Annotated in this window: 27 protein-coding genes; 18 read left to right on the forward strand and 9 right to left on the reverse strand. The window is 60.4% G+C overall.

What is annotated here, in order from left to right; translation table 11 throughout:
- Nucleotides 1-50 precede the first annotated feature (50 nt).
- Nucleotides 51-962, forward strand: coding sequence for a LysR family transcriptional regulator (locus J5M56_RS07890; RefSeq protein WP_207936326.1), 912 nt, complete (start codon nt 51-53; stop codon nt 960-962).
- A 112-nt stretch (nt 963-1074) separates the two neighbouring features.
- Nucleotides 1075-2061: a D-2-hydroxyacid dehydrogenase family protein gene (locus J5M56_RS07895; RefSeq protein WP_207936328.1), complete on the forward strand. Its 987-nt coding sequence runs from the start codon at nt 1075-1077 to the stop codon at nt 2059-2061.
- Here J5M56_RS07895 and J5M56_RS07900 read toward each other — a convergent pair.
- The gene (locus J5M56_RS07900) at nt 2058-2867 is read right to left on the reverse strand and encodes a formate/nitrite transporter family protein (RefSeq protein ID WP_186477965.1); all 810 of its coding nucleotides are present in this window, start codon (nt 2865-2867) and stop codon (nt 2058-2060) included. The two genes, J5M56_RS07895 and J5M56_RS07900, sit on opposite strands and share 4 nt — an antisense overlap.
- 365 nt (nt 2868-3232) lie before the next feature.
- On the opposite strand from J5M56_RS07900, the gene J5M56_RS07905 reads away from it, so the two are divergent.
- On the forward strand, nt 3233-4270 hold the full coding sequence (locus J5M56_RS07905) for a 5'-nucleotidase (protein WP_243430625.1): 1038 nt from the start codon (nt 3233-3235) through the stop codon (nt 4268-4270).
- Here J5M56_RS07905 and trbK read toward each other — a convergent pair.
- On the reverse strand, nt 4258-4437 hold the full coding sequence (gene trbK, locus J5M56_RS07910; protein ID WP_186477966.1) for an entry exclusion lipoprotein TrbK: 180 nt from the start codon (nt 4435-4437) through the stop codon (nt 4258-4260). The two genes, J5M56_RS07905 and trbK, sit on opposite strands and share 13 nt — an antisense overlap.
- A 149-nt stretch (nt 4438-4586) precedes the next feature.
- Here trbK and J5M56_RS07915 point away from each other — a divergent pair, with 149 nt between their 5' ends.
- The 4 genes from J5M56_RS07915 (at nt 4587) to gstA (ending at nt 9328) form a co-directional block, all read left to right on the forward strand.
- Nucleotides 4587-5357, forward strand: coding sequence for an SDR family NAD(P)-dependent oxidoreductase (locus J5M56_RS07915; protein ID WP_186477967.1), 771 nt, complete (start codon nt 4587-4589; stop codon nt 5355-5357).
- A 224-nt stretch (nt 5358-5581) separates the two neighbouring features.
- Nucleotides 5582-7303 (forward strand): ABC transporter permease subunit, encoded by a 1722-nt coding sequence (locus J5M56_RS07920; protein WP_207936330.1) that lies wholly within the window; start codon nt 5582-5584, stop codon nt 7301-7303.
- Between the two features lie 9 nt (nt 7304-7312).
- Nucleotides 7313-8614 carry a nitrate/sulfonate/bicarbonate ABC transporter ATP-binding protein gene (locus tag J5M56_RS07925; protein WP_186477969.1) on the forward strand — a complete coding sequence of 434 codons (1302 nt, stop codon included), beginning with the start codon at nt 7313-7315 and terminating at the stop codon, nt 8612-8614.
- Nucleotides 8615-8722: 108 nt separating this feature from the next.
- Nucleotides 8723-9328: a glutathione transferase GstA gene (gstA, locus tag J5M56_RS07930; RefSeq protein ID WP_060478461.1), complete on the forward strand. Its 606-nt coding sequence runs from the start codon at nt 8723-8725 to the stop codon at nt 9326-9328.
- 132 nt (nt 9329-9460) lie between these two features.
- On the opposite strand, the gene J5M56_RS07935 is transcribed toward gstA, so the two are convergent.
- Entirely contained in the window at nt 9461-10177 is a 717-nt protein-coding gene (locus J5M56_RS07935; RefSeq protein WP_207936332.1) for a helix-turn-helix domain-containing protein, read from the reverse strand.
- Between the two features lie 458 nt (nt 10178-10635).
- Here J5M56_RS07935 and J5M56_RS07940 point away from each other — a divergent pair, with 458 nt between their 5' ends.
- Together J5M56_RS07940 and J5M56_RS07945 are read left to right on the forward strand one after the other, a co-directional pair.
- On the forward strand, nt 10636-11556 hold the full coding sequence (locus J5M56_RS07940) for an SMP-30/gluconolactonase/LRE family protein (RefSeq protein WP_207936334.1): 921 nt from the start codon (nt 10636-10638) through the stop codon (nt 11554-11556).
- Between the two features lie 47 nt (nt 11557-11603).
- Entirely contained in the window at nt 11604-12938 is a 1335-nt protein-coding gene (locus J5M56_RS07945) for an MFS transporter (RefSeq protein ID WP_186477973.1), read from the forward strand.
- Between the two features lie 3 nt (nt 12939-12941).
- Here J5M56_RS07945 and J5M56_RS07950 read toward each other — a convergent pair whose 3' ends face one another.
- Nucleotides 12942-14123, reverse strand: coding sequence for an MFS transporter (locus tag J5M56_RS07950; protein WP_186478002.1), 1182 nt, complete (start codon nt 14121-14123; stop codon nt 12942-12944).
- 130 nt (nt 14124-14253) lie between these two features.
- Nucleotides 14254-14931, reverse strand: a complete 678-nt coding sequence (locus J5M56_RS07955; RefSeq protein WP_186477974.1) for an RraA family protein — start codon at nt 14929-14931, stop codon at nt 14254-14256.
- Between the two features lie 219 nt (nt 14932-15150).
- On the opposite strand from J5M56_RS07955, the gene J5M56_RS07960 reads away from it, so the two are divergent.
- The 3 genes from J5M56_RS07960 to glsB all read left to right on the forward strand — a co-directional run bounded on the left by J5M56_RS07960 (nt 15151) and on the right by glsB (nt 18704).
- Nucleotides 15151-16128 carry a hydroxyacid dehydrogenase gene (locus tag J5M56_RS07960; RefSeq protein ID WP_186477975.1) on the forward strand — a complete coding sequence of 326 codons (978 nt, stop codon included), beginning with the start codon at nt 15151-15153 and terminating at the stop codon, nt 16126-16128.
- A 79-nt stretch (nt 16129-16207) separates the two neighbouring features.
- On the forward strand, nt 16208-17536 hold the full coding sequence (locus J5M56_RS07965) for an MFS transporter (protein ID WP_060478466.1): 1329 nt from the start codon (nt 16208-16210) through the stop codon (nt 17534-17536).
- A gap of 259 nt (nt 17537-17795) precedes the next feature.
- Nucleotides 17796-18704, forward strand: a complete 909-nt coding sequence (gene glsB, locus J5M56_RS07970) for a glutaminase B (protein WP_186477976.1) — start codon at nt 17796-17798, stop codon at nt 18702-18704.
- A gap of 134 nt (nt 18705-18838) precedes the next feature.
- Here glsB and J5M56_RS07975 read toward each other — a convergent pair whose 3' ends face one another.
- Nucleotides 18839-19396, reverse strand: coding sequence for a GNAT family N-acetyltransferase (locus tag J5M56_RS07975; protein ID WP_186477977.1), 558 nt, complete (start codon nt 19394-19396; stop codon nt 18839-18841).
- A gap of 200 nt (nt 19397-19596) precedes the next feature.
- Here J5M56_RS07975 and J5M56_RS07980 point away from each other — a divergent pair, with 200 nt between their 5' ends.
- From J5M56_RS07980 to J5M56_RS07995, 4 genes are all read left to right on the forward strand, one after another.
- Complete coding sequence (locus J5M56_RS07980; protein ID WP_207936336.1) at nt 19597-20484, forward strand: alpha/beta hydrolase; 888 nt, start codon at nt 19597-19599, stop codon at nt 20482-20484.
- 178 nt (nt 20485-20662) lie between these two features.
- Nucleotides 20663-21190 carry a DUF3455 domain-containing protein gene (locus tag J5M56_RS07985; protein WP_207936338.1) on the forward strand — a complete coding sequence of 176 codons (528 nt, stop codon included), beginning with the start codon at nt 20663-20665 and terminating at the stop codon, nt 21188-21190.
- Nucleotides 21191-21290: 100 nt separating this feature from the next.
- A complete protein-coding gene (locus J5M56_RS07990) occupies nt 21291-21839 on the forward strand; it encodes a sigma-70 family RNA polymerase sigma factor (protein ID WP_186477980.1) in 549 nt (182 codons plus the stop codon).
- The gene (locus J5M56_RS07995) at nt 21836-22534 is read left to right on the forward strand and encodes an anti-sigma factor (RefSeq protein WP_207936340.1); all 699 of its coding nucleotides are present in this window, start codon (nt 21836-21838) and stop codon (nt 22532-22534) included. Before J5M56_RS07990 ends, J5M56_RS07995 begins: the two co-directional genes overlap by 4 nt.
- A gap of 76 nt (nt 22535-22610) precedes the next feature.
- Here the strand turns inward: J5M56_RS07995 and J5M56_RS08000 are convergent, their stop codons facing one another.
- Together J5M56_RS08000 and J5M56_RS08005 are read right to left on the reverse strand one after the other, a co-directional pair.
- Complete coding sequence (locus J5M56_RS08000) at nt 22611-23315, reverse strand: SDR family oxidoreductase (RefSeq protein WP_207936342.1); 705 nt, start codon at nt 23313-23315, stop codon at nt 22611-22613.
- Nucleotides 23316-23427: 112 nt separating this feature from the next.
- Complete coding sequence (locus J5M56_RS08005) at nt 23428-24294, reverse strand: DMT family transporter (RefSeq protein ID WP_207936344.1); 867 nt, start codon at nt 24292-24294, stop codon at nt 23428-23430.
- Between the two features lie 121 nt (nt 24295-24415).
- On the opposite strand from J5M56_RS08005, the gene J5M56_RS08010 reads away from it, so the two are divergent.
- Nucleotides 24416-25798 (forward strand): PLP-dependent aminotransferase family protein, encoded by a 1383-nt coding sequence (locus J5M56_RS08010; protein WP_207936345.1) that lies wholly within the window; start codon nt 24416-24418, stop codon nt 25796-25798.
- Nucleotides 25799-25965: 167 nt separating this feature from the next.
- Complete coding sequence (locus J5M56_RS08015; RefSeq protein ID WP_225915485.1) at nt 25966-26157, forward strand: hypothetical protein; 192 nt, start codon at nt 25966-25968, stop codon at nt 26155-26157.
- Between the two features lie 109 nt (nt 26158-26266).
- Here the strand turns inward: J5M56_RS08015 and J5M56_RS08020 are convergent, their stop codons facing one another.
- On the reverse strand, nt 26267-26779 hold the full coding sequence (locus tag J5M56_RS08020) for a ProQ/FinO family protein (protein ID WP_186478003.1): 513 nt from the start codon (nt 26777-26779) through the stop codon (nt 26267-26269).
- Nucleotides 26780-26946 lie beyond the last annotated feature (167 nt).

Consider the following 26946-nt stretch of genomic DNA (forward strand, 5'->3'; position numbering starts at 1 on the left):
TTGCGCACTAGACAGCTTTATTGGCAATCACCTTTGCGCTGGAGGCACAAATGGAATACTACGGTCGATCCGGGGAAATGGAGGTGTTCTGCAAGGTGGTCGAAAGCGGCAGCCTGTCGGGCGCCGCACGGGCGCTGGGCCTTACACCGTCAGCGGTGAGCCGCATCGTTGCCCGTGCCGAGCAGCGCCTGGGGACTCGCCTGCTACTGCGCACCACACGCGCGATCAACCTGACCACCGAGGGTGAGGCCTATCTGCGCGGCGCCCGGCGCATCCTGGCAGACCTGCTGGAGGTCGAAGAGGCGATCACCGACCAAGGGGTACCACGGGGGCGTTTACGGGTCAGTGCGGCACTCGGCCACGGACGCCAGACCCTAGTGCCCTTGCTGACGGCATTCAGCGCCAAGTATCCACAGGTGCTGGTGGACCTGGCCCTGAGCGATGAAATCGCTGACATCCATGGCGGGCAAGCCGATGTCGCGCTGCGCTTTGGCCAGCTGCCAGACAGCTCGCTGACTGCACGTTACATAGGCCACACTGGCCAGGTAGTGGTGGCATCGCCCGACTACCTGGCACGCTGCGGTACGCCACAAGTGCCTGAGGACCTGGAAAAGCACAACTGCCTGCGCTTCAACTTCCGGCGCGCGGCGCCGGATTGGCCTTTTCGCCGCGGGCAAGCGCATTTTTCAATGAAGGTAACGGGTAACATCGAGTGCAACAGTGGCGAAGCGCTCGCGCAGTTGGCCAGGTTGGGGGCAGGCATCGCCCGGATTGGTACATTCACCGTGGCAGATGAGTTGAAAAGCGGCCAGCTGGTGGCGCTTCTTGAGGACTACAACCCTTGCGACCAGGAGCCTTTGCACGCCGTGTTCGTGGGCGGGTCGGCGATGCCAGCGCGGGTGCGGGTGTTCGTGGACTTTCTGGTGGAGCACCACAAAGCCTGGCCCCAGGCATTGGGCTGAGTAAGCTGCCCTTTGAACGCGCCATCGGCCGTAGGCGGTCATGGTTGACTTCTGTGTGGCAGAACCGCAACTCTCAGCACCATCGCCACGACCAACCCCAGGGCCTACGACAATGCGCATTGCCATTCCAGACGACTATCAGGACGTGATCCGCACACTCGATTGCTACAAGCGCCTGGCAGGGCATGAGGTGAGCGTGTTTCACGATAGGCAGCCTGCCTCACTGGAGGCATTGGCTGCACGTCTGGCCAACGCCGACGCCCTGGTGCTGACCCGTGAGCGCACCCGTATCGACGCAGCCCTGCTCGAGCGCTTGCCCAATCTCAAGCTGATCAGCCAAACCGGCAAGGTCGCGGGGCACCTTGACCTTCAAGCGTGCACCGCCCGCGGCATCGTCGTCACCGAGGGGCGTGGCTCGCCGGTGGCACCGGCTGAGCTGGCTTGGGCGCTGATCCTCAATGCCCGGCGCCAACTGGTGCCGGCGATCGAAGCCTTCAAACAAGGCCAATGGCAGGTCAATCTGGGCCAGGCAGTGGCCGGCCAGGTACTGGGCATCTGGGGTTACGGCAAGATTGGCCAGCGCCTGGCCCGCTACGCCCAGGCATTCGACATGCCGGTACTGGTGTGGGGCAGCGAAGCCAGCCGGGCTGCGGCACAGGCGCACGGGCATCGGGCGGCGGCGTCGCGCGAGGCCTTTTTCGCCGAGGCCGATATCCTCAGCCTGAACCTGCGTTTGTCAGATACCACGCGCCATGCTGTGACCTTCGCCGATTTGTCACGCATGAAGGCCGATGCCCTGCTGGTAAACATCAGCCGTGCCGAACTCATCGCTCCGGGGGCACTGCTGCAGGCGCTCGAAGCCGGCAGGCCAGGCTTCGCAGCAGTGGATGTCTTCGAGCAGGAACCGATCCTAGCCACTGACCATCCGCTGCTCACCCACCCCCGGGTGCTAAGCACACCGCACCTTGGCTACGTGGAAAGGAACGGCTACGAGCTTTATTTCGGCGATGCGTTCGACAACCTACTGGCCTTTTTCCAGGGCACTCCGAAGAACGTGGCCAATCCCCACGCACTCAACATATCTCGCCCTGGGCCTTAACTCGCGGGGGCCTGAGATGACTGCGCCGTTGCCTGGTGCTTGGCAGCGGCGCCGAACGATACATAGTAAGCAAGGCCCACGAAAATCGCCCCACCCACCGCGTTGCCGAGAAATACCGCCACCAGGTTGTGCAGCAGGGCGGCCCAGCTCAGGTAACCGGCGAAGATTGCAGCAGGGATGAGGAACATGTTGGCCACCACATGCTGAAAGCCGATGGCCACAAACGCCATGATCGGGAACCAGATGCCCAGGACCTTGCCACTCATCTCCCGGCTTGCGTAGGCCAGCCAAACCGCCAGACACACCAGCCAATTGCAACCGATGCCGGAAACGAAGGCATGTACGAAGTCGGCGCTGGCCTTGCTCGTGGCCCCGGCCACCGTCTTGTCCAGGTAGGCACCTTCGGTAAGGCCCAGCAGGTGGCCGAAGAAGTAGGCCACGAACAAGGCCCCCAGCAAGTTGGCCAAAGTCACCCAAAGCCAGTTACGCGCGACGGCCGCCACGCGGATACGCCCGGCGAACATGGCTAAAGGCAGGCTCATCATGTTGCCGGTCAGCAGCTCACCTCCGGCCAGGATCACCAGAATCAGGCCGATGGGAAACACTGCCGCACCCAGCAGGTTGCCCAGCGAGGCCCACTGCCCGGGAATCATGGCGCTGACATGGATGGCCAGGATAAAGCCCATCGAAATGAAGCCGCCGGCGAGAAACCCCAGAATCAGCAAGGCACGGGCGGGCAACTGGGCTTTCTTGGTACCGGCCTCGATAACGAGTTCGGTGATCTGGGAGGGTGCATTGACAGACATTTGAAAGGCTCGAACGCAGGGACGACAGCGATGCCAGAAGGCATGCCGAAGATCGTGAATTTACGGTTTGCGGGGGTGTGGCGGCGGTAGGTCAGGAGGAAGGCAAAGCGGATGATCTCTGGGTTGCAGCGAACAGCGGGGCAAGTTACTGAGGCAGGTTGTCGCAGTCAAATTGATAGCGTGGATGGGTTGATAGACAGCGTTGATGACTCAGCCGAGCGGGCCAGGGCCCGTCGCGATCTGGATGGCTCGCCCACCGTCATTTAGCACCGGCGGCGCAGCGAGCAGCGCCGATATGAAATCGCCCATCCTGGAGGGGCATTGGCCTATGATTGAGCATGTTGCCGTTTTTCCCAGGACAATCCATGCCCTACCCCATCGAGCAGAAACTCGTCGTCGGCGTCGCCTCCAGCGCTCTGTTCGACCTGACGGTGTCCGACGACATTTATCAAGCCGAAGGCGTCGAAGCGTACCGCCTGCATCAGGAACAAAACCTCGACGTGCCCTTCCCCAAAGGCGTGGCGTTTCCGTTCATCCGGCGTTTCCTGAGCATCAACCAAGCCTTCCCCGAACAACTGCCGGTCGAGGTGGTGCTACTCTCGCGCAATTCCCCAGAGACGGGGCTACGGGTGTTCCGCTCGATCAACCACTACAACCTGGATATCACCCGGGCAGCGTTCATGTCCGGGCGCTCACCCTACGAGTACATCCCCGCGTTCAACGCTTCGCTGTTTCTCAGCGCCCACGAGGGCGACGTGCAGCGCGCCATCGATGCCGACTACCCTGCTGGCCTTGTGCTGCCCACGCGCATCTATGATGACGAAATCGACTCCGAATTACGCGTGGCCTTCGACTTCGATGGCGTCATCGCCGATGACGAGGCAGAGAGTGTGTACAAACAGCACCTTGATCTGGGTGAGTTCCAGGCCCATGAGCGCGACCGCAAGGCCATCCCACACCAACCTGGGCCCCTGGCAGACCTGTATCGCAAGCTCTCGCTGATACGCCAGCTCGAAGACCGCAAGCTGGCAGAAGACCCGCAGTACAAGCGGATTCTGCGTATCGCGATCGTCACGGCGCGTAACGCTCCAGCCCATGAGCGGGTGGTGACAACACTGAAAAACTGGGGCGTTTCGCCAGACGAGTCATTCTTCCTCGGCGGCATGGAGAAGGCTCGCGTGCTTCAGATCTTGAAGCCACATATGTTCTTCGACGATCAACGCAGCCATTTGTTCTCGGCCGCAGGTGACCTGCCAATGGTTCATGTGCCGTTTGGCATAGCGAACAAGGTGCCTGCCGCCCCGCCATTGGCCCCAAGCAGGCGCCACAACGATTCGCTCGTCGAACAGCGACCTGAAGATCGGTTTGCCCCAGGCACGCAGTTACAGCCTCAGGGCGACTGACGCGGCATGCACTTTTCCACCAAGCTATCCCGGCTGGGATTGTTGGGCAGCGTTTTCAGCCGATCGGGCTGGCAATGCTCATCGGAGACTGCGTAGTGGGAGGAGTCGTCGCCACAGGCCGCCAACAAGGCAGCGGCGACCAGCATTAGCAGGTAGCTGCGAATCATCTGCGCACTCACTCAATGGACGGGGGCAAAGGCTGTAGAACAAAGCATCGCTGCCCAAAGCGTAGCGCGCCGTTTCGCGAGTTCAATGCCAGGCCAGCACGGTTCGGCCGGTGCTAAGCTCAGTGGCTTACAACTGCAAGAGGTGCCCCATGCCCTTGATACCCAACCTTGATGGCCAAGCCAATGTGCTGCTAGCAGGCGCCAGCCGTGGCATCGGTTTGGCCCTCTGCAGCACATTGCTGGCAAGCGATGAGGTGGCCAGGCTCTGGGCCATCTCGCGCAATGCGACCCACAATGACGCGCTGGCACGCCTGGCCACGCAGCATGGCAAGCGCTTGGTGCTGATTGATTGCGATGCCCGCGAAGAACAGGCACTTGCAACAATGGCCACTGAGCTTAAGGCGCAATGCGACCACCTTCACTTGGTCATCAGTACGCTGGGCACCCTCCACCAGGACGGCGCCAAGCCCGAAAAATCACTGGCCCAGTTGGATTTGGCCAGCCTGCAGGCGAGCTTCGCCAGCAACGCCTTCGCTCCCATACTCCTGCTCAAACACCTGCTACCGTTCTTGCGCAACAACCCGGCAACCTTCGCTGCACTATCGGCCAGGGTGGGTTCGATCGGCGATAACCGCCTGGGCGGCTGGTACAGCTATCGGGCCAGCAAGGCTGCGCTCAACCAGTTGCTGCACACCGCAAGTATCGAGCTGCGGCGCCTGAACCCGGCAGCCACGATAATGGCGTTGCATCCTGGCACAACCGACACCGATCTATCGCGCCCATTTCAAGGCAATGTACCGGCGGGCAAGCTGTTCGACCCGGCATTCGCCGCACAGTGCGTGATCGAACAGGTACAAAGATTTGGGCCCGCAGACAGCGGGGGCTTCTGGGCATGGGACGGGCAAGCGATCGAGTGGTAAGGCTTGGGTCAGTGCTTCGCGCAGGGCTACCGATAGGCGCCAAAGGCAGGCTCTGAAGCGGCCCGAACCTATCAAAAAAGTTACCCAAGGGCACCGCGCCTTCACGTGACTTTCCTCTGCCTGTGGCCGACCCTTTGGGCACATTGAACTGTCACCCACCTGAACCATACTGGCTCATGTGATGGCACCGGCCCCTCCCACACCCTGACGCTCGAGATTCGTACATGGCCCGCCTGTTCAACCCGTCGCCAGGCCTGCGCAATGGCGTACCGAATCGCTGGGACTGGGTTCTGCTGCCACTGGTGCTGGTGGTGCTTGTGCTTGCCGCGTATGCCGCCATGCAGATGAGTCGGCCGTTCGTGGTCGGCCAATCGCTGCCAATTTCACTCGATCCGGCCTACCTGCCCTACTACTTGATGCGGACCATCGTGCGGATGTTCATCGCACTGGGGATCTCGCTGCTGTTCGCCTTCGTGTTCGCCACGCTGGCCGCCAAGTACCGAGCCGCTGAAAAGGCCTTGATTCCTTTGTTGGACGTACTGCAGTCGGTGCCCATCCTGGGCTTTCAGGCCATCGCCATTGCCCCGTTCATCGCGCTGTTTCCGGGAAACCTGCTGGGCGTCGAGTGCGCGGCGATCTTCGCCATCTTCACCTCTCAGGCGTGGAACATGGCGCTGAGCCTTTACCAGTCGTTGCGAAGCGTGCCGGCGGAGCTGAACGAGGCGGCACGTGTCTTGCGGCTCTCGGCGTGGCAGCGCTTCTGGCGCCTGGAGCTGCCGTTCGCGATGCCGAGCCTGTTGTGGAACATGATGATGTCGATGTCCGGCGGGTGGTTCTTTCTGGTAGCCGCCGAGGCCATCTCGGTGGCCGGGCAGGATATCAAGCTGCCTGGCATCGGCTCCTACATCGCCGTGGCCATCGACCAACGCAACCTGGGCGCCATTGCCTGGGCCATCGGCGCGATGCTCACCGGCATCGTGCTCTACGATCAGCTGTTTTTTCGCCCCCTGCTGGCCTGGGCCGACCGCTTTCGCTTCGAAGACACACAAGGCGACACCGCGCAGCGCTCATGGGTGCTCGACGCTGCCCGGCGCAGCCGTTGGCTGAGCGCATTGAGCGAGTGGTTAGCCAAAGGCATACAACAGGCTACCGGCGCATTCCCTGTGCGCCGCGACGGCAGTACAGCGCCGCGCCGGTGGCTGCGCCTGCCGGGTTGGGGGCCGCAGGCCTGGGACGTCATCTTGGTGCTTGCCTGTGCATTGGCCTTCGCGCGCTTGGGGCTGTTCGTGCACCAGGATGTCGGCTGGGGCGAGGCACTGCATGTACTGGGCCTGGGCTTGATCACCCTGTGCCGGGTCATGCTGCTGATTGCCCTTGCCTCATTGATATGGGTGCCGCTGTCAGTGTGGATCGGCCTGCGCCCGCGCTACTCGCAGAAAGTCCAGGCGCTGGCCCAGTTTCTCGCTGCCTTCCCGGTCAACCTACTATTCCCCGTGGTGGTCATGGCACTGGTGCACTTTCAACTCAGCCCAAACATCTGGCTGAGCCCGCTGATGGTTTTCGGCACCCAGTGGTACATCCTGTTCAACGTGGTCGCCGGCGCGACGGCCATCCCTTACGAACTGCGCCTTGCCGCAGACAACCTGGGTTTGCGTGGCTGGCTGAAGTGGCGCCGTGTGTACCTGCCGGCGGTGCTCCCCAGCTTCGTAACAGGCGCCATGACTGCCAGCGGCGGCTCGTGGAATGCCAGCATCGTCGCCGAGTATGTCAGCTGGGGCGACACTTCTTTGGTCGCCGACGGCCTGGGCAGTTACATCAAGCAGATGACCGACGCCGGTGACTTTCACCGCATTGCCTTGGGCATAGGGGTCATGTGCATCTATGTGATGCTGCTGAACCGGTTTTTCTGGCGCCGCCTGTATGTGCTTGCCGAGAGCCGCCGCTGAGGATTTGCCATGAAACCACTGCTAATCGAACTCAAGGGCGTGAGCAAGGCCTTCCGGGCCAGCGATGGCACGCCGCGGACCATTCTTGAAGGCGTCGACTTCCAACTGCGCGAGCATGAGATCGTCGCCCTGCTCGGCCGCTCCGGTTCCGGTAAATCGACGCTGCTGCGGATCATCGCCGGGTTGGTTGGCACCGACCGCGGTACCGTCAGCTACCGCGGCCAGCCGATCCACGGCCCGGTCGACGGCGTAGCCATGGTCTTTCAGACTTTTGCGTTGTTCCCATGGCTGACCGTGCAGCAAAACGTCGAGCTTGGCCTGGAAGCCCAGGGCGTGAACCGAGCTGAGCGCGAGCGCCTGGCCAACGCTGCACTGGAGCTGATCGGCCTGTCCGGGTTTGGTGGCGCCCTGCCCCGTGAGCTGTCTGGCGGCATGCGCCAGCGCGTGGGTATCGCCCGTGCCTTGGTGATGAACCCAGAAGTGCTGCTGATGGACGAAGCGTTCTCGGCGCTGGATGTACTCACCGGCGAAACCTTGCGCGACGACATGCTCGAACTCTGGGAAGAGCGCCGCATCACCACTCGCGGCATTCTGGTGGTGTCGCACAATATCGAGGAGACCGTGATGATGGCTGACCGCATCCTTATTCTCTCCAGCGACCCAGGGCGCGTTCGCTCCGAGCTGCACATCGACCTGCCCCGGCCGCGCAACGCTGACTCGGCCCAGGTTCGCGGGCTGGTCGACGAGGTCTATGCACTGATGACCCAACGCCCCGAAGAAATAGCTGCCGCAGGCGCCCCGTCAACCGTTGAACTGGGCTACCGGCTACCTGATGCCGACATCGCGCGCATGGAAAGCGTGCTGGAACTGATTGCTGGCGAGCCGTTCAACGGCGAAGCCGACCTGCCTCACCTGGCCGAGGAAGCCGAGCAGCCTGACGAGGCGCTGTTCCCGATCTACGAGGCCCTTGGCCTGCTCGGCTTGGCCCAGGTCGTCGAGGGCGACATCCGCCTTACCCGCCAAGGGCGCAACTACGTCACTGCACGCCAGGCACGGCGCCAGGATTTGTTCGCGCGCCAGTGCAAGGGCCACGTGAGATTGATCGGCTATATCCTCGACAGCCTGCGCCTGGAGCCTGCGGGGTTGCTGGAAAAAGCGGTGCTCGAACGCCTGGCAGAGTCGATGGATGCCGAAGAAGCCGAACGCGTACTCAAAGTAGCCATCGAGTGGGGGCGCTATGCTGAATTGTTCGAGTACGACTTCCATACCCGCCGTCTAACCCCCGCACGCGAAACGCTCGGTGAACCGTAAGCGCCAGCGCGATCATCGACCTTTGGTCATCACCGTACTTGAGATAGCACGTAGGTGGCATAACGTTAACGCTGCTGCGCCCCGTCCTTTGCTCAATGGGAGACAATCATGAAGCTTTATTACTCACCAGGTGCCTGTTCACTCTCGCCACACATCGTGCTGAACGAACTGGGCTTGCCTTACACCGCCGAAAAAGTCGACCTCAAGGCTCATACCACAGCTAGCGGGGCCGACTTCTATTCGGTCAATGCCAAGGGCTATGTACCAGCCCTGCAACTGGATGACGGCCAAGTGCTCACCGAGGGCCCTGCCATCGTTCAGTACCTGGCCGACCAGAAACCCGAGGCCAACCTGCTGCCCCCGGCGGGTTCACTGGAGCGCGCGCGGGTGCAGGAATGGCTCAACTTCATTGGCACCGAACTGCACAAGACGCTTGCTGCGCTGTTCAACCCAGGCATCAGTCCCCAGGCCAAGCAAAAAACCCTGGATACCTTCGGCAAACGCTTGGGCCTGGTAAACACGGCCCTGCACAGCCAGGCGTTTTTGACAGGACAACACTTCAGCGTGGCCGACGCCTACCTGTTCACCATCGTCAACTGGGCGCCGATGTTAGGCATCGACCTGACACCTTGGCCGGCGGTCGCGCAATTTCACAAGCGGGTAGCCAGCCGGCCGGCCGTGCAGAAAACCCTACAGGCCGAAGGGCTGAGCTGACCGGCATGCGCAAGGGGTGGCTTGGGGTTGGCTGGCCCAGAGCAAGCCAACTCGTGGCCTAGGCATGGCATGCCTGGCATGAAAAGATCCGTTGGCGATCGCACCCCGTATGCCGCGGTGCCCGTCGCCCGGTCACTCAATCGCTTCGGGCTCTGAAGACGCAGGCTTGTAGCCCAGGCTTCGCATCAGGTCATTTGCCGCTTCAAAGAACATCGCTCTGAGGCTCTCGGCATAGTCTTCCGTCAAACGGCTGGCCGGCCCGGAAATCACCAGCGCCCCCATGAGCTTCTGCTGCGCGCCGTAGATGGGCAGGGCCATTGAAGCGGCATGCGGATCGGTCGCGCCTTTGGAATAAAATGGTTTATCCAATGTGATTCCGACCGGGTAAGGCGCACGTAATGCTTGGGCGCCTGCGGCCTCATCCATAGGCCGCATATCGCCGGGCTGAAGATTCAAGCGCAGCCGATGGGAAGAGTTGACTCGGTATTGGCACATCCGATACGCGCCATGGCGCACATAGAAGGATGCTGTCTCACCCGACTGCTCCGCCAAGTGGTGCAGACGTGGCATCACGTGTTTTTCCAGGTCGAGCGCCTCCTGGTACACGGTGTTCAAACGCATGACCTCGCTCGCCAACTGGTATCTGCCATCGGCCATGCGAGTGATGAAACCATGATTTTCCAGGGACACCATCAAGCGCATGATGGTGCTCTTGATCAACCCAGTCCGCTCGACCAGCTCTACAAGGCTGAGCGCTGAATCGCCTATCTGAAACGCCGTCAGCACAGTCAAAACACGGTCTGCCGATGCCACTCCATTCACCGCCGGACGCGGCCGCGCTTTAACCATTTTTGCAAAACCTCACAGATTGACACCCTCAATTCAGGGCAAGGGCCCAAAAACAGCATTATCCGTCAATGGCCTGCCCCCGCCAACGTAGCATGCGCCATCGCACGGATAAAAAACCAGGAAGGCTCGGGAGATGAATTGGCGTACGCACTTGCCAACCGCAACTGCCAGGCAGCGCGGCCGCTGCTGGCGGGCGAATTCCGACTGGCGCTTATCAGCAAAACGCTGATCAGAAAGGCACGACTGGTATGGTTTTTTTGAAATGCCATTTCCATTATTCGTCAAGCGGTAACTCAAAATGTACAGCAGGCAGCGGATAACGAGAAAAAATCGGGCTTAAAATTGAGTTTATGCTTCACCTCACGTCCGATTATGGTTTATTTTGCAACGGCGTTGCATTAAACAAGTCACAACAATAATTGGACGCTTAGCCGCCCACCCAGACCCCAGGAGCGCTTATGAGCTTCTTCGCTGCCCCGCCCACCGTGGAAACCACGGTTTTTACCCGCCTACCTGACCAATTTCGCGACCCGCGACCTACTGCCTGGGCCAATGCCAACCGCCAAGGCCGAGCCATCGACTCGTTCCTGGAAGGCCCATCGTTTGATCGTCAAGGGCGCCTCTACGTCACCGACATTCCCAACGGCAGAATTTTTCGCATCTCACCGCAGGGCGACTGGGAAATGGTCTGCCAGTACGATGGCTGGCCCAACGGCCTGAAAATTCACCAGGACGGGCGCATCTTCATCACCGACTATAAGCGCGGGATCATGCAGCTGGACCCAGAGACCGGCGCCATCGAGGCCGTGCTCGACTCGGCAGGTTCCGAAAGCTTCAAAGGGGTCAACGACCTGGTATTCGCACCCAACGGCGACCTGTACTTCACTGATCAAGGCCAGACTGGGCTGCAGGATGCCAGCGGCCGCGTCTACAAGCTTGATGCAAGCGGCAACCTGACCTGCCTGCTGAACACCATCCCAAGCCCTAATGGCATCGTCTATGACCCACACCTCAACCACCTGCTGGTGGCAGTGACAAGGGCCCAACAGATCTGGCGCATCCCGCTGGGCAACGGCTCGATCGTTGGCAAGGTAGGTGTCTTCGCCCAGTTGCACGGCGGCCTTGGCGGGCCTGACGGCCTGGCGCTCGATGCCAACAGCAACCTGTACATCGCCCATACCGGATTCGGCTCGGTGTGGAAGCTGTCGAAAGTCGCCGAACCCTTGCAGCGCATCGTTTCGTGCGCAGGTATCAGCAACACCAACCTGGCCTTCGGCGGCGACGACGGGCAGACCTTGTACATCACCGAATCGGAAACCGGCAGCATCCTGCAGGTACGCACCACTGCGCCTGGGCTGCCCATGTACTCCCACAGCTGACCCAGCCCCCCTGTCAGGGCACACAACAACTACAAAAGAGTGACGACATGACCCACGAAAACCCCGCAGCCCAGGCGCCGCTAAGCGATGCCGAGGGCGAACGCCTGATGCGCCGCCTATTGTGGCGCCTGGTGCCGTTCATTTTCATCTGCTACGTGATCAGCTACCTGGATCGCACCAATGTAGGCTTCGCCGCCATCAGCATGAACCAGGACCTGGGCCTGACCGCAACGATGTTCGGCTGGGCAGCCGGCCTGTTCTTCTTCGGCTATTTCATGTTCGAAATCCCCAGCAACCTGCTGATGCAGCGCTTCGGCGCGCGGGTATGGATTGCGCGGATCATGATTACATGGGGGTTGATCTCCATGGCGACCGCCTTCGCCACGGGGCCGATCAGCTTCAGCATCGCGCGCTTTTTGCTAGGGCTTGCCGAAGCAGGCTTCACACCGGGCGTGTACCTGTACTTCACCTACTGGTTCCCCGGCAAATGGCGGGCAAAAGCCACTGCAGCGTTCCTGCTAGGTATTCCTGTGGCCAACATCGTTGGCTCACCCCTGTCTGGCTGGTTGATGCAGCAACATGACGTATGGGGGCTGAAAAACTGGCAACTGCTACTGGTCACCGAATCGATGCCAGCTGTGCTGCTGGGCATCGCGTGCCTTTTCATCTTGGTCGACACCCCTGCCAAGGCCAAGTGGCTGAGCGTGCGCGAGAAAGCGTGGCTCAACCAGCGCCTTAGCCAAGAGCAGCAGTCGATTGGCGCATCCCACGGCAACACACTGCGGGCTGCTTTGACCAACCCCAAGGTGTTCACCCTGGCAGCCATCAATTTCTGTTGCATCGTCGGTTCGATCGGCATAGGGATGTGGCTACCGCAGATCATCAAAGGGCTGGGCATCGATAGCGGCATTGTGGGCTTTGTGGTTGCACTGCCCTATGTGGTTGGCGCCCTGTGCATGACAATCTGGGCACGCCTGGCCAACCGCAGCACTCATCGCCTGCCTTACGTGGTCAGCGCCTTGGCCTTGGCCGCGGTGGCCTTGGTAGCAGCCGCCCTGCTCGACCAGCCAGTGCTGAAAATCGCCAGTTTGTGCGTGGCAGTGGCAAGCATCCTGTCATTCCAGGCCACGTTCTGGGCCATACCCTCGACCATCCTGACCGGGCGCGCCGCCGCCGGGGGCTTGGCGATGATCGTTTCGATCGGCAACCTGGGCGGCTTCACCGGCCCGTTCCTGATAGGCCTTATCAAAGACAGCACTCAGAGCTTCAGCATGCCCTTCTTCGCCGTGGCATCCATTCTGCTGGTAGGCACCTGCCTGATGCTCTGGCTGGGCGATCCGGCAAAGAAACAGACCCTGCAAGGCCAAGGCCAGCCGGCCTGACGCTCAGCCACCACGGCGCGTGCTGTATTGCCCCAACAACCCCACTACCAGAACCCCGCCAGCGACCCCCAAGGTCGCTGGCGCCCCCCAGCGTGCCGCAACCAAGCCCGCAGCCATACCGCCCAAGGCCTCGAAACCAAAGCGCATGGCGATATAGAACGCGATCACCCGGCCACGCAAATGGCTGGGGGCGCCACTTTGCAATTGCATGTTGGTGCTGACGTTGCTAAGCGTGATCCCAAAACCCAATACACCCAACGCAAACAGTGCCAGTGGCAGTGCTCCGGCCATACACAGGCCGAGCAGCGCAAACGCGCACAGCAGTGCCCCTGCATCGGTGAATTGCCGCAGACGAGACAAGGCACCCCCGAACGCCAGCACCAGTGTAGCCACGAATGCGCCAGCGCCAGCCGCCCCCCATAACCAGCCCAGCACTCGCGCATCACCAGCGAAAACAGCCCTGGCCAGGATGGGCAACAATGCTGCGTAGCAGGACGCCAGCAGGTTGACCATGATCACATTGACCAGCAACTGGCGAACACTGCGGGTTTGCCACAGATACACCAGCCCTTCGCGAAACACTTGGGCGGTTGAACCGCTGGCTCTGGGGGCAGCTGTGCCGCGCACCTTCAGCAACCCCCCCAGCAAGGCTAGAAAAGCCACAGCTGTGAGGGCGAAACAGGCGGCCTCACCAGCTAGCGCAATCAGCCCGCCAGCCAGTGGCGGGCCCACAAACCGTGCAGCATTGATCAGCATGGCATTGAGCACCAGCGCGTTCGGAAGGTCGGCTGGATCGTCGACGAAACTGCCGATCAGTGCCTGGCGCAAGGGCGTTTCCAAAGCATTGAGCAAGCCGAGCAACAACGCCATGGCCGCAATGAGTGGACCGTCGATCAAGCCCAGCCAAGTAGCGACCGCCAGTGCCACGGACTGACCGATAAGGACCATTTGCACGATGATCAGCAGCCGACGCTTGTCGTGGCGGTCGATCCAGGCGCCGGCCAAAGGACCGACCAGCAGTTGCGGGGCCAGCGATAGAAAGGTGATCAACCCGAGCAAGACGGCAGAACCAGTCAAGTGATACGCAAGCCAGGCCAACGCAACCTGCTGCACCCACTTGCCCAGCGTAGAAACCCCCTGGCCGACGAAATAGATCTGAAAGTTACGATGAGCCAACGCCCGCACAGCGGCGGGCCAGCGTTTGCGATGCGGTGAAGATGAATCGTACAAGTCTGCGAACCTCAATAGACCCGCGACCGGCACCGAGCTTTCAGCCGCTGCGCACCCCATCGCAAGGTGCGCAGCGCATGGAAGATCAGCCTGGAAGCAGGCAGCCTTTTTTCTTCAAGGAGTCCAGAACCCAGGAACGGTCATTGGTACCTTGGGCAATTTTTTCCATCTGTGCGGTTTCGGCAGTGTGCTTGGCGGTGGCCGCGGCATATACCTCAGCGACATGGTCATAAGGCACGCACAGCAGGCCATCGTCATCACCAATCACCAGGTCGCCTGGCTGGACCACCATACCATCAATGGCAATCGGCACGTTGATCTCGCCAGGGCCGTCTTTGTAAGGGCCACGGTGCGAAACCCCGGCCGCGAACAACGGGAAGTCACCCGCGCTGATATTGGCAGCATCGCGGATGGCGCCGTTGATCACGATGCCGGCCACGCCACGCTTGACTGCGTAAGCCACCATCATTTCGCCGATCAGTGCATTGGTCAGATCGCCGCCGGCATCGACCACGATCACGTCACCTGGCTGAGCAATGTCGAGCGCGTAGTGCAGCATCAGGTTGTCACCTGGACGCGCCTTGACAGTCACCGCCGGGCCGCACAGCACCCCTTCTCGGTGCATAGGACGCAGGCGGGCACCGCCTGCCGTCATGCGGTTCATCGAATCGCTGACATTGGCAACCGGCACCTCGCGGTACCGTGCAACCCACTCATCGCCGACTTTACGTGCGCGCTCAAGCACTTGGAAGCCAATGCTCATGTGACATACCTCTATTGGATTTATTCGATGTCATCGACTGCTGCCGAATCTATTTTTAGAATGTCATTTCATAATTGTCGTTGCAATCACTTTTTACACACGCCAAATGCGTTCTATCGTTGGCTGAAATTTTATTATTGCAACAGCGTTTCATTATGCTAGGGTTCCAATCATGCCGCTATGGCGGCTGACTGCCCCCACAAGAACAAGGTATTCACGATGTCACGAACCATTGTGCTGACCGGCCCCGAGCTCGCTGCTGAGGCTATGAACCTGGCTGCCGAACAAGGCATTAGAGTCGTTCCCACCACCCCGTACCTGCCGGCCGAAGAGCTGGAAGCCATCATTCGCGCAGAGCAGCCCGATGCCATCGTGGTCCGCCAGGGCGCGTTGACCCGCGCCATGATCGACGCTTCGGCTAACCTGAAGGTGATCGCCAAGCACGGTGTGGGCTACAACACCATCGATATCCAAGCCGCTGCAGACCGCGGCATCCCGGTCTCGATCGCCGTAGGCGCCAATGCGCAGTCTGTGGCAGAGCTGGCCTTCGCGTTGATGTTCAGCGTGGCCCGTCAAACCGCATTGCTGGATGCGCGTATGCGTGATGGGCACTGGGACAAATCCTCGGCCAACGGCATCGAGCTGGCTGGCAAAACCTTGGGCCTGGTTGGCTTAGGGTCCATTGGCGGTATCCTCATGGACCTGGTGGCGCCACTGCGCATGAAGGTCAAGGTATTTGACCCCTACCTCAAACAGCTGCCGGAGCGCCCGCACGTCGAACGTGAAGCGGATTTCGATCGCCTGCTCGCTGAAAGCGATATCATCAGCCTGCATTGCCCGCTGACCGAGACCAATCACAACCTGATTGGCGCAGCCCAGCTTGAACGTATGCGCCCCAGCGCCATCCTGATCAACACTGCCCGTGGTGAGCTGATCGACTCCAACGCTTTGGTCAAAGCGCTTAGCGAGCGACGCATCGCCGGTGCTGGCCTTGACACCTTCAGCCCCGAACCGCCGCCTGCCGACAGCCCACTGTGGGGCTTGCCCAGTTTGGTTGCCACCCCGCATGTGGGCGCCAATACCAGCGAGGCCCGTGACCGGGTGGCCCTGGTGGCATTGAACCAGATCCTGGATGTCTGGGCGGGCAAAGCTCTGGACCCGCGCTGCGTGGTCAATCGCCATCTGTTCGCCAGCTGATTGCATGCCCCGGCTGCCCCCGTGCGCCTGGGGGCCTTCACTACGCGTCACTCCAGAAAAACAACAATTGGAGAGCATCATGAATTCAGCAACGTCCTTGCCGGATGAACTCGAACGCAGCACCATGCGCCGTGTCGCCTGGCGCCTGCTGCCTTTTCTGATCATCTGCTACCTGATCGCGATCATCGACCGCGGCAACATCGGCATGGCCTCGCTGCAGATGAACGAGGACCTGCAGCTCACGGCCAAGGTATTCGGCTTCGCCAGCAGCCTCTTCTTCTTTGCGTACTTTCTGGTCGAAGTACCCAGCAACCTGGCCATGCAACGTTACGGGGCCCGTATCTGGATCGCCCGCATCATGATTACCTGGGGCCTGATCTCGGCAGGCACAGCCTTCGTTCAGGGCTCCAATTCCCTCTACGTAATGCGGTTTCTGCTGGGCGCAGCCGAGGCTGGGTTCTTCCCAGGTGTCCTGCTGTACCTCACCTACTGGCTGCCGTCGGCTTACCGGGCACGGATGGTGGCGCTGTTCATGGTGGCAATTCCTGCTGCCAATTTCATCGGATCGCCGCTGTCGGGCTTGCTGCTGAGCCTGGATGGCTGGATGGGCATGCGCGGCTGGCACTGGCTGTTCATCCTCGAAGGTATCCCTGCCGTCTTTCTAGGTATCGCCTGCCTATTCGTCCTCACCGATCGCCCCGAGCAGGCCAAATGGTTGACTGACGAGCAACGCGGCTGGCTCACCAAGCGCTTGGCGGATGAGGCGTCGAAGAAAACCGCCATTGGCCATATCTCGTTGTGGAAGCTGCTGCGCCACAAAGATATCTGGGTATTGGCGCTGATCTATTCGGGCGCCTCGGCTGCTGGCAGCACCATGAGCGTGTGGGCTCCTCAACTGCTGAAAACCTTCGGCCTGAGTGCCATGGAAATCGGCATGGTCAATGCCATTCCTTACGGCATCGCATCAGTGCTGATGATCATCTGGGGCCGCAGTTCTGACCGTACCGGCGAGCGTCGCTGGCACACGGCAATGACCATGCTGCTGATCGCGGCAGGGCTGCTGATGACGCTGTTCACCTCGTCGCTACCGGCGACTGTGGTGATGCTGACCATGGTGCTGGTGGGTGCGTATTCGATGAAAGGGCCGTTCTGGGCACTGGTATCAGGCTGGTTGTCATCCTCTACCGCCGCAGCTGGCCTTGCTGCCGTAGGCGCCATGGCCAACTTGATCGGGGGAGGTCTGATGGTCAATGCCTATGGTGCGATTCACGACGCCACCGGTAGCTACGCCTTGGCGCTGATGCCCTTGGCCGCACTGTGCTTGGTTGCCGGGGTGGCCGTACTGGTGATCGGCCGCAAGCGCCAACACCAACAAGCTGAAACGGCCGGAGTCGTCGGCGCGAAATAATCCGTAAGTGCAGCACCTCGATGCCCACTTCCTGCCTCAGGAATGTGGGCATCGTCGTTTCACGGCATCACACTCGGCAAGATCCATGTCGAGCTTTCGTCATCGAACCCTCCCAGGCGCCGATCTGAACGGCTGCAGATCGGGCCACATGCAGGCGGCCTGCCCAACACTTGGCCATCGATTTGTGATCTCTGCCGCCGCGCTTGCGTCTGAGATCCTACCCCGGCAGTCATGCTGGGAAGTGACAAGAGAGCCCGCCATGCAAACGCTGTTGAACGAGATTCTCGAAGAAGTACGCCCCTTGATCGGCAAGGGCAAAGTCGCTGACTACATACCCGCTCTGGCCGACGTGCCGGCGCAGCAACTGGGCATTGCTGTCTACGGCAACGATGGCAGCTACCACTGCGCAGGCGACGCCTTGGTACCGTTCTCGGTGCAGAGTATTTCCAAGGTCTTCAGCCTGGTCCAGGCGATCGGCCATTCAGGCGAAGCCATTTGGGAGCGACTGGGCCACGAGCCCTCGGGTCAACCTTTCAACTCCCTGGTACAGCTGGAGTTCGAACGCGGCCGCCCGCGCAACCCTTTCATCAATGCCGGCGCACTGGTGATCTGCGATATCAATCAGTCGCGCTTCGCCGCGCCCACCCTGTCGATGCGCGATTTCGTAAGGCGGTTGTCGGGTAACCCGCATATTGCAATCGACGCACGCGTGGCCGATTCGGAATACCAGTTCCGCGCGCGTAACGCGGCCATGGCTTACCTGATGCAGTCATTCGGTAACTTTCACAACGAAGTCGAAACGGTGCTGCGCAGTTACTTCAGCTACTGCGCGCTGCAGATGAGCTGCCTGGACCTGGCGCGCGCCTTCTGCTTCCTGGCCAACGACGGGTTCTGCAAGCACAGTGGCGAGCAGATCCTCACCCGGCGTCAGACTCAGCAGGTGAACTCGATCATGGCCACCAGCGGGCTTTATGACGAAGCCGGTAACTTTGCTTACCGGGTGGGCTTGCCCGGCAAAAGCGGCGTGGGGGGCGGGATCGTAGCCATCGTTCCGGGGCAGTTCACCGTGTGTGTCTGGTCGCCTGAGCTGAACTCGGCAGGTAACTCCTATGCGGGCATGGCCGCGCTGGAGCTGCTCAGCTCGCGCATCGGCTGGTCAGTCTTCTGACACTGGCCGCAAGGGTCAGGGTTCGAGGCGCGATCCCCCCATCAAGCAAAAGCACATTGTTGCAGGAGCGGGTTCATCCGCTCCAACAGGCCTATCGGCAATGGACGCTCTGAGCAGCGCCCGTTGCGCGACGGTCAGCGTGTTGACACCGACATAGCCACCCAGTCTGCACGGCTCATCTCCCATATTTCGACGGCCATCTGCCCAGCCACGAAGTCGCCTTCCCTGACGTCTACCAAGCGCATGCCCTCATGTTCCGACACCTTGCGTGATGCGTGGTTGGCAACCGCTTTGGGAACCTGCATGACCGGGCGAGCCAGGGTCTGGAACCAATACGCGTTGATAGCCCTGCAGGCCTCGCGCATGTAGCCCCTGCCCCACCATTGTGGTGCGAGCCAGAACCCCCTGTTGTTGCCCGGCTGGTCATACAAACTGATGCTGCCCAGGGTGCAATCGGCATCGTCGCGCATGCGGATCATCCAATGCCACTCACGTCCCTCTGCCATCCCCCGCAGCGCGACGTCTCGTACGTAGGTCAGTGCCCCATCATCGGGATACGGCCATGGCACACGCCGATCCAGATAGCGAACAACCTCCCAGCAAGGGAAGAGCTGCTGAATGGTGTCGGAGTCCTCCAGCTGCAGCGGCGTCAATAGCAGGCGGTCTGTAGTCAATGTTGCAAAGCGATCCATGTCGGTCGTTCCTGGCCATCCGTGTGAGGTTTCGATTATGTGTACTGAAGTTTTATTGTGTCGATCGTTTCGCGGCTGGCCAATCTGAACCTCCGCTGCGGGCAATGGATTCAGCTAGGGGTGCGCCAAGCACCCGATCAATAGCTGAATTTCAACGCAAGCTCGCAGTCTCAAAAGCACACAGCCTCCGAGTACGCACCATGATCAGGTTAGCCTTACGCATCGGTTTAGTTGGCGCACTGCTGGGCCTGTTGGTGGGCTGTTCACCTCTGAAAGTGTTGAACCTCCTTACCCCAGACGGCACCTACACCAAAGCATCCAACCTCAAATATGGTAACGACCCGCGCAACCAACTGGATGTGTACACGCCGGTCAACCTCACCAGCGACGTACCGGTGGTGGTTTTCTTCTATGGCGGCAGCTGGACCCGCGGCTCACGCAGTGACTACGGTTTCGTCGGTGAGGCTCTGGCAGCGCGTGGCATCGTTGCCGTGATAGCCGATTATCGCCTCTACCCGCAGGTTCACTATCAGGGCTTTCTTGAAGACAGTGCGCAGGCGGTTGGCTGGACCCGCCAACATATCCACCAATACCGTGGCGATCCCAAGCGGCTGTATGTGATGGGGCATAGCGCAGGCGGTTACAACGCCGCCATGATCGCTCTAGACCCTCAATGGCTAGCAGCGGTGAACATGCAGCCGTCAATGCTCAGTGGCTGGATCGGTCTAGCCGGGCCGTACGACTTTCTGCCCATTGAAAACCCAGAAGTGAAACCGATTTTCTTTTTCCCGGACTCCCCACCTGACTCCCAACCGATCAACCATGTTGGCCCCAAGTCGCCCCCTGCACTGTTGATGGCGGCGCAGGACGACTCGCTGGTCAATCCCCAGCGCAACACCGCAGGCATGGCTCGGCGCTTGCGAGAGCAGGGTGTGTCGGTGCGCGAACTCTATTTTTCCAAGCCTGGGCACGGGACATTGGTGGCAGCGTTCGCGCGCCCGATGCGTTGGCTGGCGCCGGTTTTGGATGAAGTGGTGACATTCATCAATGGGCAAGATCCAGCGCCGATAGATTTTCACGAGCGATGAGGCAGTGTGCCCAGGCTACGTTACAGCGCGCCAGCGCCTGCGTTTGCGCGGATTAGCTTTGTAGCGAACGCAGCCGATATTTTTTTCTCTTTGAGTGCATCCAATCCTGGCGCTGGCGGGTATTGCTAATGGGCGGCTTGTGACCGCCCTGCCTAATGACCTGTCAGGAGCACTCCCAATGACTCGCAAACTTTCTGCCTGCCTGCTTGCCTTCAGCATCGCCCTGGCGTTGCAACCCGCACATGGCCAAACCGAGCTGCCAGATGCGGTCAAGGTGCCCGATGGCCATCGCGTTCTGCTCGAGACCGTCGGCGTGGGCGAGGTCACTTATGAATGCCGCGACAAGAGCAACAGCCCCGGCCAAACCGAATGGACCTTCGTCGGTCCCAAGGCCGTGCTCAATGATCGTGCCGGCAAGCAGGTAGGCGAGTACTTCGGCCCACCCGCTACCTGGCAGGCCAAAGATGGCTCGAAGGTCACCGGCACTCAGCTTGCGGTAGCGCCAGCGGACAAGGGCGCCTTGCCCTACCAACTGGTCAAGGCCAACCCTGCCGAAGGCAAAGGCGCCATGCAGGGCGTGAGCTATATCCAGCGCCTGGCCACCCGCGGCGGCGTGGCTCCAGCCAGTGACTGCACCGTACAAAACAAAGGTGCCAAGCAGGTGGTGCAGTACCAGGCCGACTACGTGTTCTGGACACATAAGTAATACGTTGAACAGACACCTTGCTATTGTTCATCTACGCTCGTTGGCAAGCCCCCGGCTTCAAGGCCGGGGCACCTTGCATGACACAAGGAAGCCACAGACGTTGAACTCGCCGGTCACCCCTTTTGACTTCGGTCGTTGCCTGCAGGCCTGTGCACAGGGCGACCGACGAGCCCTGCAAGCGCTATACGACCACGAAGGCGCGCGGCTACTGGGCGTCGCCCGGCGTATCGCCCGTGACAATGCAACTGCTGAAGACATCGTCCACGATGCTTTCATCCGCATCTGGACCCGTGCGGGTAGCTTCGACCCTGCGCGCGGTTCGGCACAGGGCTGGATCTACAGCATCGTGCGCCACTTGGCCCTCAATGCCATTCGCGATTCCCGGCGTGAAACCGTGCTGGACGATGGGGCCGTCGATATCTCAAGCAGCTTGCAAAATGGCCTGGATGACATCGACCTGTGGTCCGGCTCAGCGAAAATATATCGTTGCCTGGAACAATTGCAGCCCGCACCACAGCGCTGCATCCTGCACGCTTATGTGGACGGTTGCAGTCACGCCGAGATCGCTGCCCTGTTGGGCGCCCCACTGGGCACCGTCAAAGCCTGGATCAAGCGCAGCCTCCAGGCGCTGCGGGAGTGCCTAGGATGAAACCGGATACTGCCCAAGCAATGGATACCTTGGCCGGCGAGTTCGTCCTGGGTACCTTGTCATCAGAGCAACACGCCGCAGTGCTCCAGCGCCTCGAGCACGATCCGGCCTTGCGCGCCATGGTAGATGACTGGGAGGCGCGTCTGCTCGAGCTGACCGCACTAGCTACACCTCACCCACCGAGCGCCCGCCTTTGGGGCCGTATCCAACGCAGCCTGAATGAACGCATCACCCCCCAGGTCTTGCCACGGGTCAAGTGGTGGCAACGCCTTGGCATGTGGCAAGCGCTGAGCGCTACGGGGCTGGTCGCAAGCGTGTTGCTGGCGTTCACTTTGCTCACCACGCCGCCGCCCACTCCTCAATTTATGGTAGTGCTGGTGGCCCCGAGCACTCAGGCGCCCGGTTGGGTGGTACAGGCCAGCGACAGCCGCATGATCGAGCTGATTCCGCTTGGCAATGAGGCGATCCCCGAAGGTATGGCCTTACAGTTCTGGACCAAGGGCAACCAGTGGCGCGCACCGGTTTCGCTGGGCCTAGTCAAGCCTGGAGAGCTTTACCGGCTACCGCTGCAGAGCCTGCCGCCGCTGGAGGCCAACCAATTGTTCGAGCTCACCCTGGAGAAGGCCGGCGGTTCATCCACCGGGCTTCCGACGGGGCCAGTGAAGTTCATTGGCCGTGCTGTGAAAGTGATCTGAGCCGCACACAAATCATGTTTAGCGCGAGCATCCTTGCTGCACCAGAATCACAATCAAGCACCCGGCCCTTGCGCACTCAAACGCTGCGGGTAACACCGCCGTCTACTTTTATGTTCTGCCCGGTAATGTACGCAGCTCCTTGGCTGGCGAGGAAGGCGATGGTGGCGGCGATTTCCTCACTGGAGCCATAGCGTTTGAGCGGCACAGCGTCGCGGCGCTCCTGCGTGGCTGGGAGGCTGTCGATCCAACCCGGTAGCACATTGTTCATGCGAATATTGTCACCTGCATACTGGTCAGCGAAGATCTTGCTGAACGACGCAAGGCCTGCGCGGAACACTGCCGATGTCGGGAAAAGCTCGCTTGGCTCGAATGTCCACGCACTGGAAATATTGATGATCGCACCACCGCCCTGACGCTGCATGTATGGCGTGACCAGACGGGTTGGGCGAATCACATTGAGCAGGTAGGTTTCCATGCCCTTGTGCCAATCCTCGTCGCTGATGTTCAGTATCGGGGCTCGGGGGCCGTGGCCCGCGCTATTTACCAGGACGTCTATGCGCCCCCACTTCTGAATGACTCTGTCAACCAGACGTTGCAGGTCTTCGTTGGACTGATTACTGCCAGTGATGCCGACGCCTCCCAGCTGCTGCGCCAGCGCTTCGCCCTTGCCCGAGGATGAAAGAACACCGACTTTGAACCCCTCAGCCGCCAGCCGACGTGCCGCCGCTGCACCCATGCCGCTACCGCCGGCGGTAACGATTGCAACCTTCTCTACTGACATATATCCCCCTGAAATGCTGTTGAACGATGTACGTGATCAGCCTAGCAATACCCATTCACCAGAGAGAGACAACAACGCTTCTATCAGCCAGTAGATTTTATGCAGGCCTTCATTAAGCGAACTTCTTCGCTCCGGCAACGCAGACCACAGCCCCGAGGGTTACAGCAAGCATTATCGGGCTGACGTGCTCTCCCAACAGCAGCGCCGCCAACCCCAGCCCCATGAACGGCTGCAGCAGTTGCAGTTGGCCTACGGCCGCAATCCCACCCTGCACCAGTCCTCGATACCAGAATACGAAGCCGATCAGCATGCTGAACAACGAAACGTAGCCAAAGCTTAACCAGGCGGCGCCGCTAGCCTTGGTCAAGGCTTCAGGAGCTGGAAGATTGACTATCGTCAGCACCAGCATCAATGGCAACGCTACCAGCAACGCCCAACAGATCACTTGCCAACCGCCCAATCTGCGCGACAGGCGCGCACCCTCGGCATAACCCAACCCGCATACCACTACGGCTGCCATCATCAGCAGGTCACCCAGGACCGAACCGTTGCTCGCGCTCAACCACGCATAGCCCGCCACCAGCCCGGCACCTGCAACTGAAAATAGCCAGAATAACGGCCCAGGGCGTTCACCGCCGCGCAGTACGGCGAACCCTGCAGTGCACATTGGCAACAAACCGACAAAAACGATGGAATGCGCCGAGCTGACATGCTGCAAGGCCAAAGCGGTGAGCAGGGGAAAACCTATTACCACGCCAAGTGCAGTAACTGCCAGCGACGCCACATCCGAGCGCTTGGGCCGAGGCTGGCGCAGCACCATCAAACAACACGCGCCCAGCAAGGCGGCGATGGTCGCCCTGGCACAGGTCAGAAACGTGGGTTCGAAAGCGCTTACCGCCATGCGAGTTGCTGGCAATGAGCCGGCGAATATTGCCACGCCCATAAAGCCATTGAGCCAGCCACTGGTTGTCTTTTCCATCAATGAGTCCTCTGCCTGTCAGTGCTCAGTACAGCACTGACAGGCAGACCAGGACCATGTACAGTCCAGTACGGTTCAACCGAACTGTTATGCATTTGAATCCAGCACAGTCGAGGGTGTAATGAAGCGCGACGGCACGCGAATCAAAGCGGTCATGGGAGTGATACAGGCCAGGATCGCCTCCCGGACCTATACCCCTGGCACCCGCATCCCGTCGGTGCGGGCGATGGCCCAGGCCATGCAGGTCTCGGTGTCTACGGTCCTGGAAGCCTATGAGCGCTTGATGGCAGAAGGTGTACTGACCTCGCGGCCTGGCTCAGGTTTTTTCGTGGGAGGGCCAGTCGCACCTTTGGCCCTCACCGAGCTTGGCCCAAAACTCGATCGTGAGGTGGACCCACTCTGGATCTCACGCCAATCGCTGGAAACCAGCAGTGACGCCCTGAAGCCGGGGTGCGGCTGGCTGCCGGCTTCCTGGATGTACGAAGCCGGCGTGCGCAAAGCGCTACGTGTGGCTGCCCGCTCCGACACCATGAATCTGGCTGAGTATGCGCAACCACTTGGCCATATCCCGCTCAGGCAATTCTTGTCGCGACGGCTGGGCGGGATCGGGATCGATGCCCCGCTTGAGCAGGTCATGCTGACCGAGTCTGGTACTCACGCCATCGACCTGATCTGCCGCTTTCTGCTGCAGCCCGGTGACACGGTTTTGGTCGATGACCCCTGCTATTTCAATTTTCACGCTTTGCTCAAAGCCCACAGGGTGAATATCGTCGGTGTCCCTTACACCCCGACAGGCCCGGACACCACTGCATTCGGTGCAGCACTGCTCGAACACGAGCCTCGTCTGTACATCACCAATTCCGGTATTCACAACCCAACCGGCGCTAGCCTGTCTGCGGTCACGGCTCATCGGCTGCTGAAGCTGGCCGATGCCACTAACTTGGTGATCGTGGAAGACGATATTTTCGGTGATTTCGAGCATACCCCTGCCCCACGGCTATCGGCCTTCGATGGCCTGGAGCAAGTGATCCAAATCGGCAGTTTCTCAAAGACCATCTCGGCGTCGATCCGCTGCGGCTACATTGCCGCGCGCTGCGACTGGATCGAAGCGCTGGTAGACCTCAAGATCGCCACGACGTTCGGCGGCGGGCGCATGGCCGCAGACATCGTTCATCACGCTATCACCGATAGCGGCTACCGAAAGCACATGGAGGGCGTGCGCCTGAGGTTGACCGAGGCAATGGATGAAACAGTGGTGCAGCTACAAGCCATCGGCATCAAACCTTGGATCGTGCCCCGAGCCGGAATGTACTTGTGGTGCCAATTGCCAGAAGGCACGGATGCGGCAATGCTGGCCAGAACTTGCCTGCGAGAAGGATTGGTCCTGGCACCTGGCAACGCGTTCAGCCAGGCCATGGCGGCAAAGGACTTCATGCGTTTCAATGTTGCTCAGTCAGCTGACAGCACCATTTACGAGGTGTTGAAACGGGCGCTCAACGCGTAGATCGCACCGGCACTGCGCGGCCTCGGCTCATCTGAGACTTGGTTGATACTTTTCAGGTCAACCAAAATGAACGTTTACCGCTCCCGGCGACTCAATCTACCGTCGCGCGTTTCTCGAGCGGCGAAGGGCAGGATGGATTCTGCAGAATTTTCATGGAGCGAACGGTCATGAGCGTTACGTTGAGATGCCTCAAATGCGAAGGTGAGGAGTTCACCAAGCCGCGACGGTTGTACAGGAAGTCTGTCCTGACATGCCACCGCTGCAACACCATCGCACTCTATGGCGACCTGCTCGAAGCAGCAGGCCAGCGTTTGATGGCCGACCTCAAAGTCCAGCTATCGCAACTGAAAACCGGCTAGTAGCCTTAAGCGCCGGCTTGCAGATGCCAGGGTCAAACACCTTGCCCTGGCCCTGAACATACTGCGGCCCTGTGCCAGCGAAGACGCAGGGCCGAGCGCGAAAACCAACTTAGTCTGCCGCCTGCTCTACAGGGTTTTGAACGGCCGGTGCAGGTTCCGCCGCTTTCGCCTTGGCGCGGTTCTTGCGAGCCTGGCCGCGCTGGCGCGAGGCTTGTTGCTTGGCATACAGTGCCTGGCCTGCCGTAACTACACCAGCAGGCTGGCCGTTAAGGTCCAGACGCGGGGCATTCTCGACCATGCTGGACCAGTAACGGTTGCCTCGGCACCACGTCGAAATGCCAAGCTTAAGCTGCTCGCTGGTGATACCCAGCAGTTCCAGGTGTTGCTCGGCATCCTTGAAGATGCCCTCTTTGAGCGGAACCTTCGGAGCCGGGTTCACCGGGAAAGCCAACGGGAAATGCTTTTGCAATGGCCAGATGGCCTCCACCGCCGGGTCCTGCTCGCGCACCTTGGCCTGGGAGGCAGGCTTACGCTTGGCGGGGCGCGGGGTGTCGGCTTTTGCCTGCTGCGCTTTTTCAGACCGCAGGCGGTCACGTAATTCAGCTAGTTGTTCAAAACCCATCGTTAATTCACTGCTTCTACGTTGATTGCGTGATGCAAGGATAAGCCATGCAGCGCTTTCGAGCAGCAGAAAGAGTATGAATTGTCCGTGATTTCGTGCCTGAGCATGACTGATACAGGCAAAACCACTGTGAATATCACCTGCCAAGGCCGCCATGCCGCCCAAGC

Origin of the sequence: Pseudomonas sp. 51_B, assembly GCF_017491595.1 — a bacterium.
GTDB classification, from domain to species: domain Bacteria; phylum Pseudomonadota; class Gammaproteobacteria; order Pseudomonadales; family Pseudomonadaceae; genus Aquipseudomonas; species Aquipseudomonas promysalinigenes.

Coding starts and splice junctions, on each gene's coding strand:
- J5M56_RS07890 (WP_207936326.1), top strand. CDS start 51: ATGGAATACTACGGTCGATCCGGGGAAATGGAGGTGTTCTGCAAGGTG.
- J5M56_RS07895 (WP_207936328.1), top strand. CDS start 1,075: ATGCGCATTGCCATTCCAGACGACTATCAGGACGTGATCCGCACACTC.
- J5M56_RS07900 (WP_186477965.1), bottom strand. CDS start 2,867: ATGTCTGTCAATGCACCCTCCCAGATCACCGAACTCGTTATCGAGGCC.
- J5M56_RS07905 (WP_243430625.1), top strand. CDS start 3,233: ATGCCCTACCCCATCGAGCAGAAACTCGTCGTCGGCGTCGCCTCCAGC.
- trbK (WP_186477966.1), bottom strand. CDS start 4,437: ATGATTCGCAGCTACCTGCTAATGCTGGTCGCCGCTGCCTTGTTGGCG.
- J5M56_RS07915 (WP_186477967.1), top strand. CDS start 4,587: ATGCCCTTGATACCCAACCTTGATGGCCAAGCCAATGTGCTGCTAGCA.
- J5M56_RS07920 (WP_207936330.1), top strand. CDS start 5,582: ATGGCCCGCCTGTTCAACCCGTCGCCAGGCCTGCGCAATGGCGTACCG.
- J5M56_RS07925 (WP_186477969.1), top strand. CDS start 7,313: ATGAAACCACTGCTAATCGAACTCAAGGGCGTGAGCAAGGCCTTCCGG.
- gstA (WP_060478461.1), top strand. CDS start 8,723: ATGAAGCTTTATTACTCACCAGGTGCCTGTTCACTCTCGCCACACATC.
- J5M56_RS07935 (WP_207936332.1), bottom strand. CDS start 10,177: ATGGTTAAAGCGCGGCCGCGTCCGGCGGTGAATGGAGTGGCATCGGCA.
- J5M56_RS07940 (WP_207936334.1), top strand. CDS start 10,636: ATGAGCTTCTTCGCTGCCCCGCCCACCGTGGAAACCACGGTTTTTACC.
- J5M56_RS07945 (WP_186477973.1), top strand. CDS start 11,604: ATGACCCACGAAAACCCCGCAGCCCAGGCGCCGCTAAGCGATGCCGAG.
- J5M56_RS07955 (WP_186477974.1), bottom strand. CDS start 14,931: ATGAGCATTGGCTTCCAAGTGCTTGAGCGCGCACGTAAAGTCGGCGAT.
- J5M56_RS07960 (WP_186477975.1), top strand. CDS start 15,151: ATGTCACGAACCATTGTGCTGACCGGCCCCGAGCTCGCTGCTGAGGCT.
- J5M56_RS07965 (WP_060478466.1), top strand. CDS start 16,208: ATGAATTCAGCAACGTCCTTGCCGGATGAACTCGAACGCAGCACCATG.
- glsB (WP_186477976.1), top strand. CDS start 17,796: ATGCAAACGCTGTTGAACGAGATTCTCGAAGAAGTACGCCCCTTGATC.
- J5M56_RS07975 (WP_186477977.1), bottom strand. CDS start 19,396: ATGGATCGCTTTGCAACATTGACTACAGACCGCCTGCTATTGACGCCG.
- J5M56_RS07980 (WP_207936336.1), top strand. CDS start 19,597: ATGATCAGGTTAGCCTTACGCATCGGTTTAGTTGGCGCACTGCTGGGC.
- J5M56_RS07985 (WP_207936338.1), top strand. CDS start 20,663: ATGACTCGCAAACTTTCTGCCTGCCTGCTTGCCTTCAGCATCGCCCTG.
- J5M56_RS07995 (WP_207936340.1), top strand. CDS start 21,836: ATGAAACCGGATACTGCCCAAGCAATGGATACCTTGGCCGGCGAGTTC.
- J5M56_RS08000 (WP_207936342.1), bottom strand. CDS start 23,315: ATGTCAGTAGAGAAGGTTGCAATCGTTACCGCCGGCGGTAGCGGCATG.
- J5M56_RS08005 (WP_207936344.1), bottom strand. CDS start 24,294: ATGGAAAAGACAACCAGTGGCTGGCTCAATGGCTTTATGGGCGTGGCA.
- J5M56_RS08010 (WP_207936345.1), top strand. CDS start 24,416: ATGAAGCGCGACGGCACGCGAATCAAAGCGGTCATGGGAGTGATACAG.
- J5M56_RS08015 (WP_225915485.1), top strand. CDS start 25,966: ATGAGCGTTACGTTGAGATGCCTCAAATGCGAAGGTGAGGAGTTCACC.
- J5M56_RS08020 (WP_186478003.1), bottom strand. CDS start 26,779: ATGGGTTTTGAACAACTAGCTGAATTACGTGACCGCCTGCGGTCTGAA.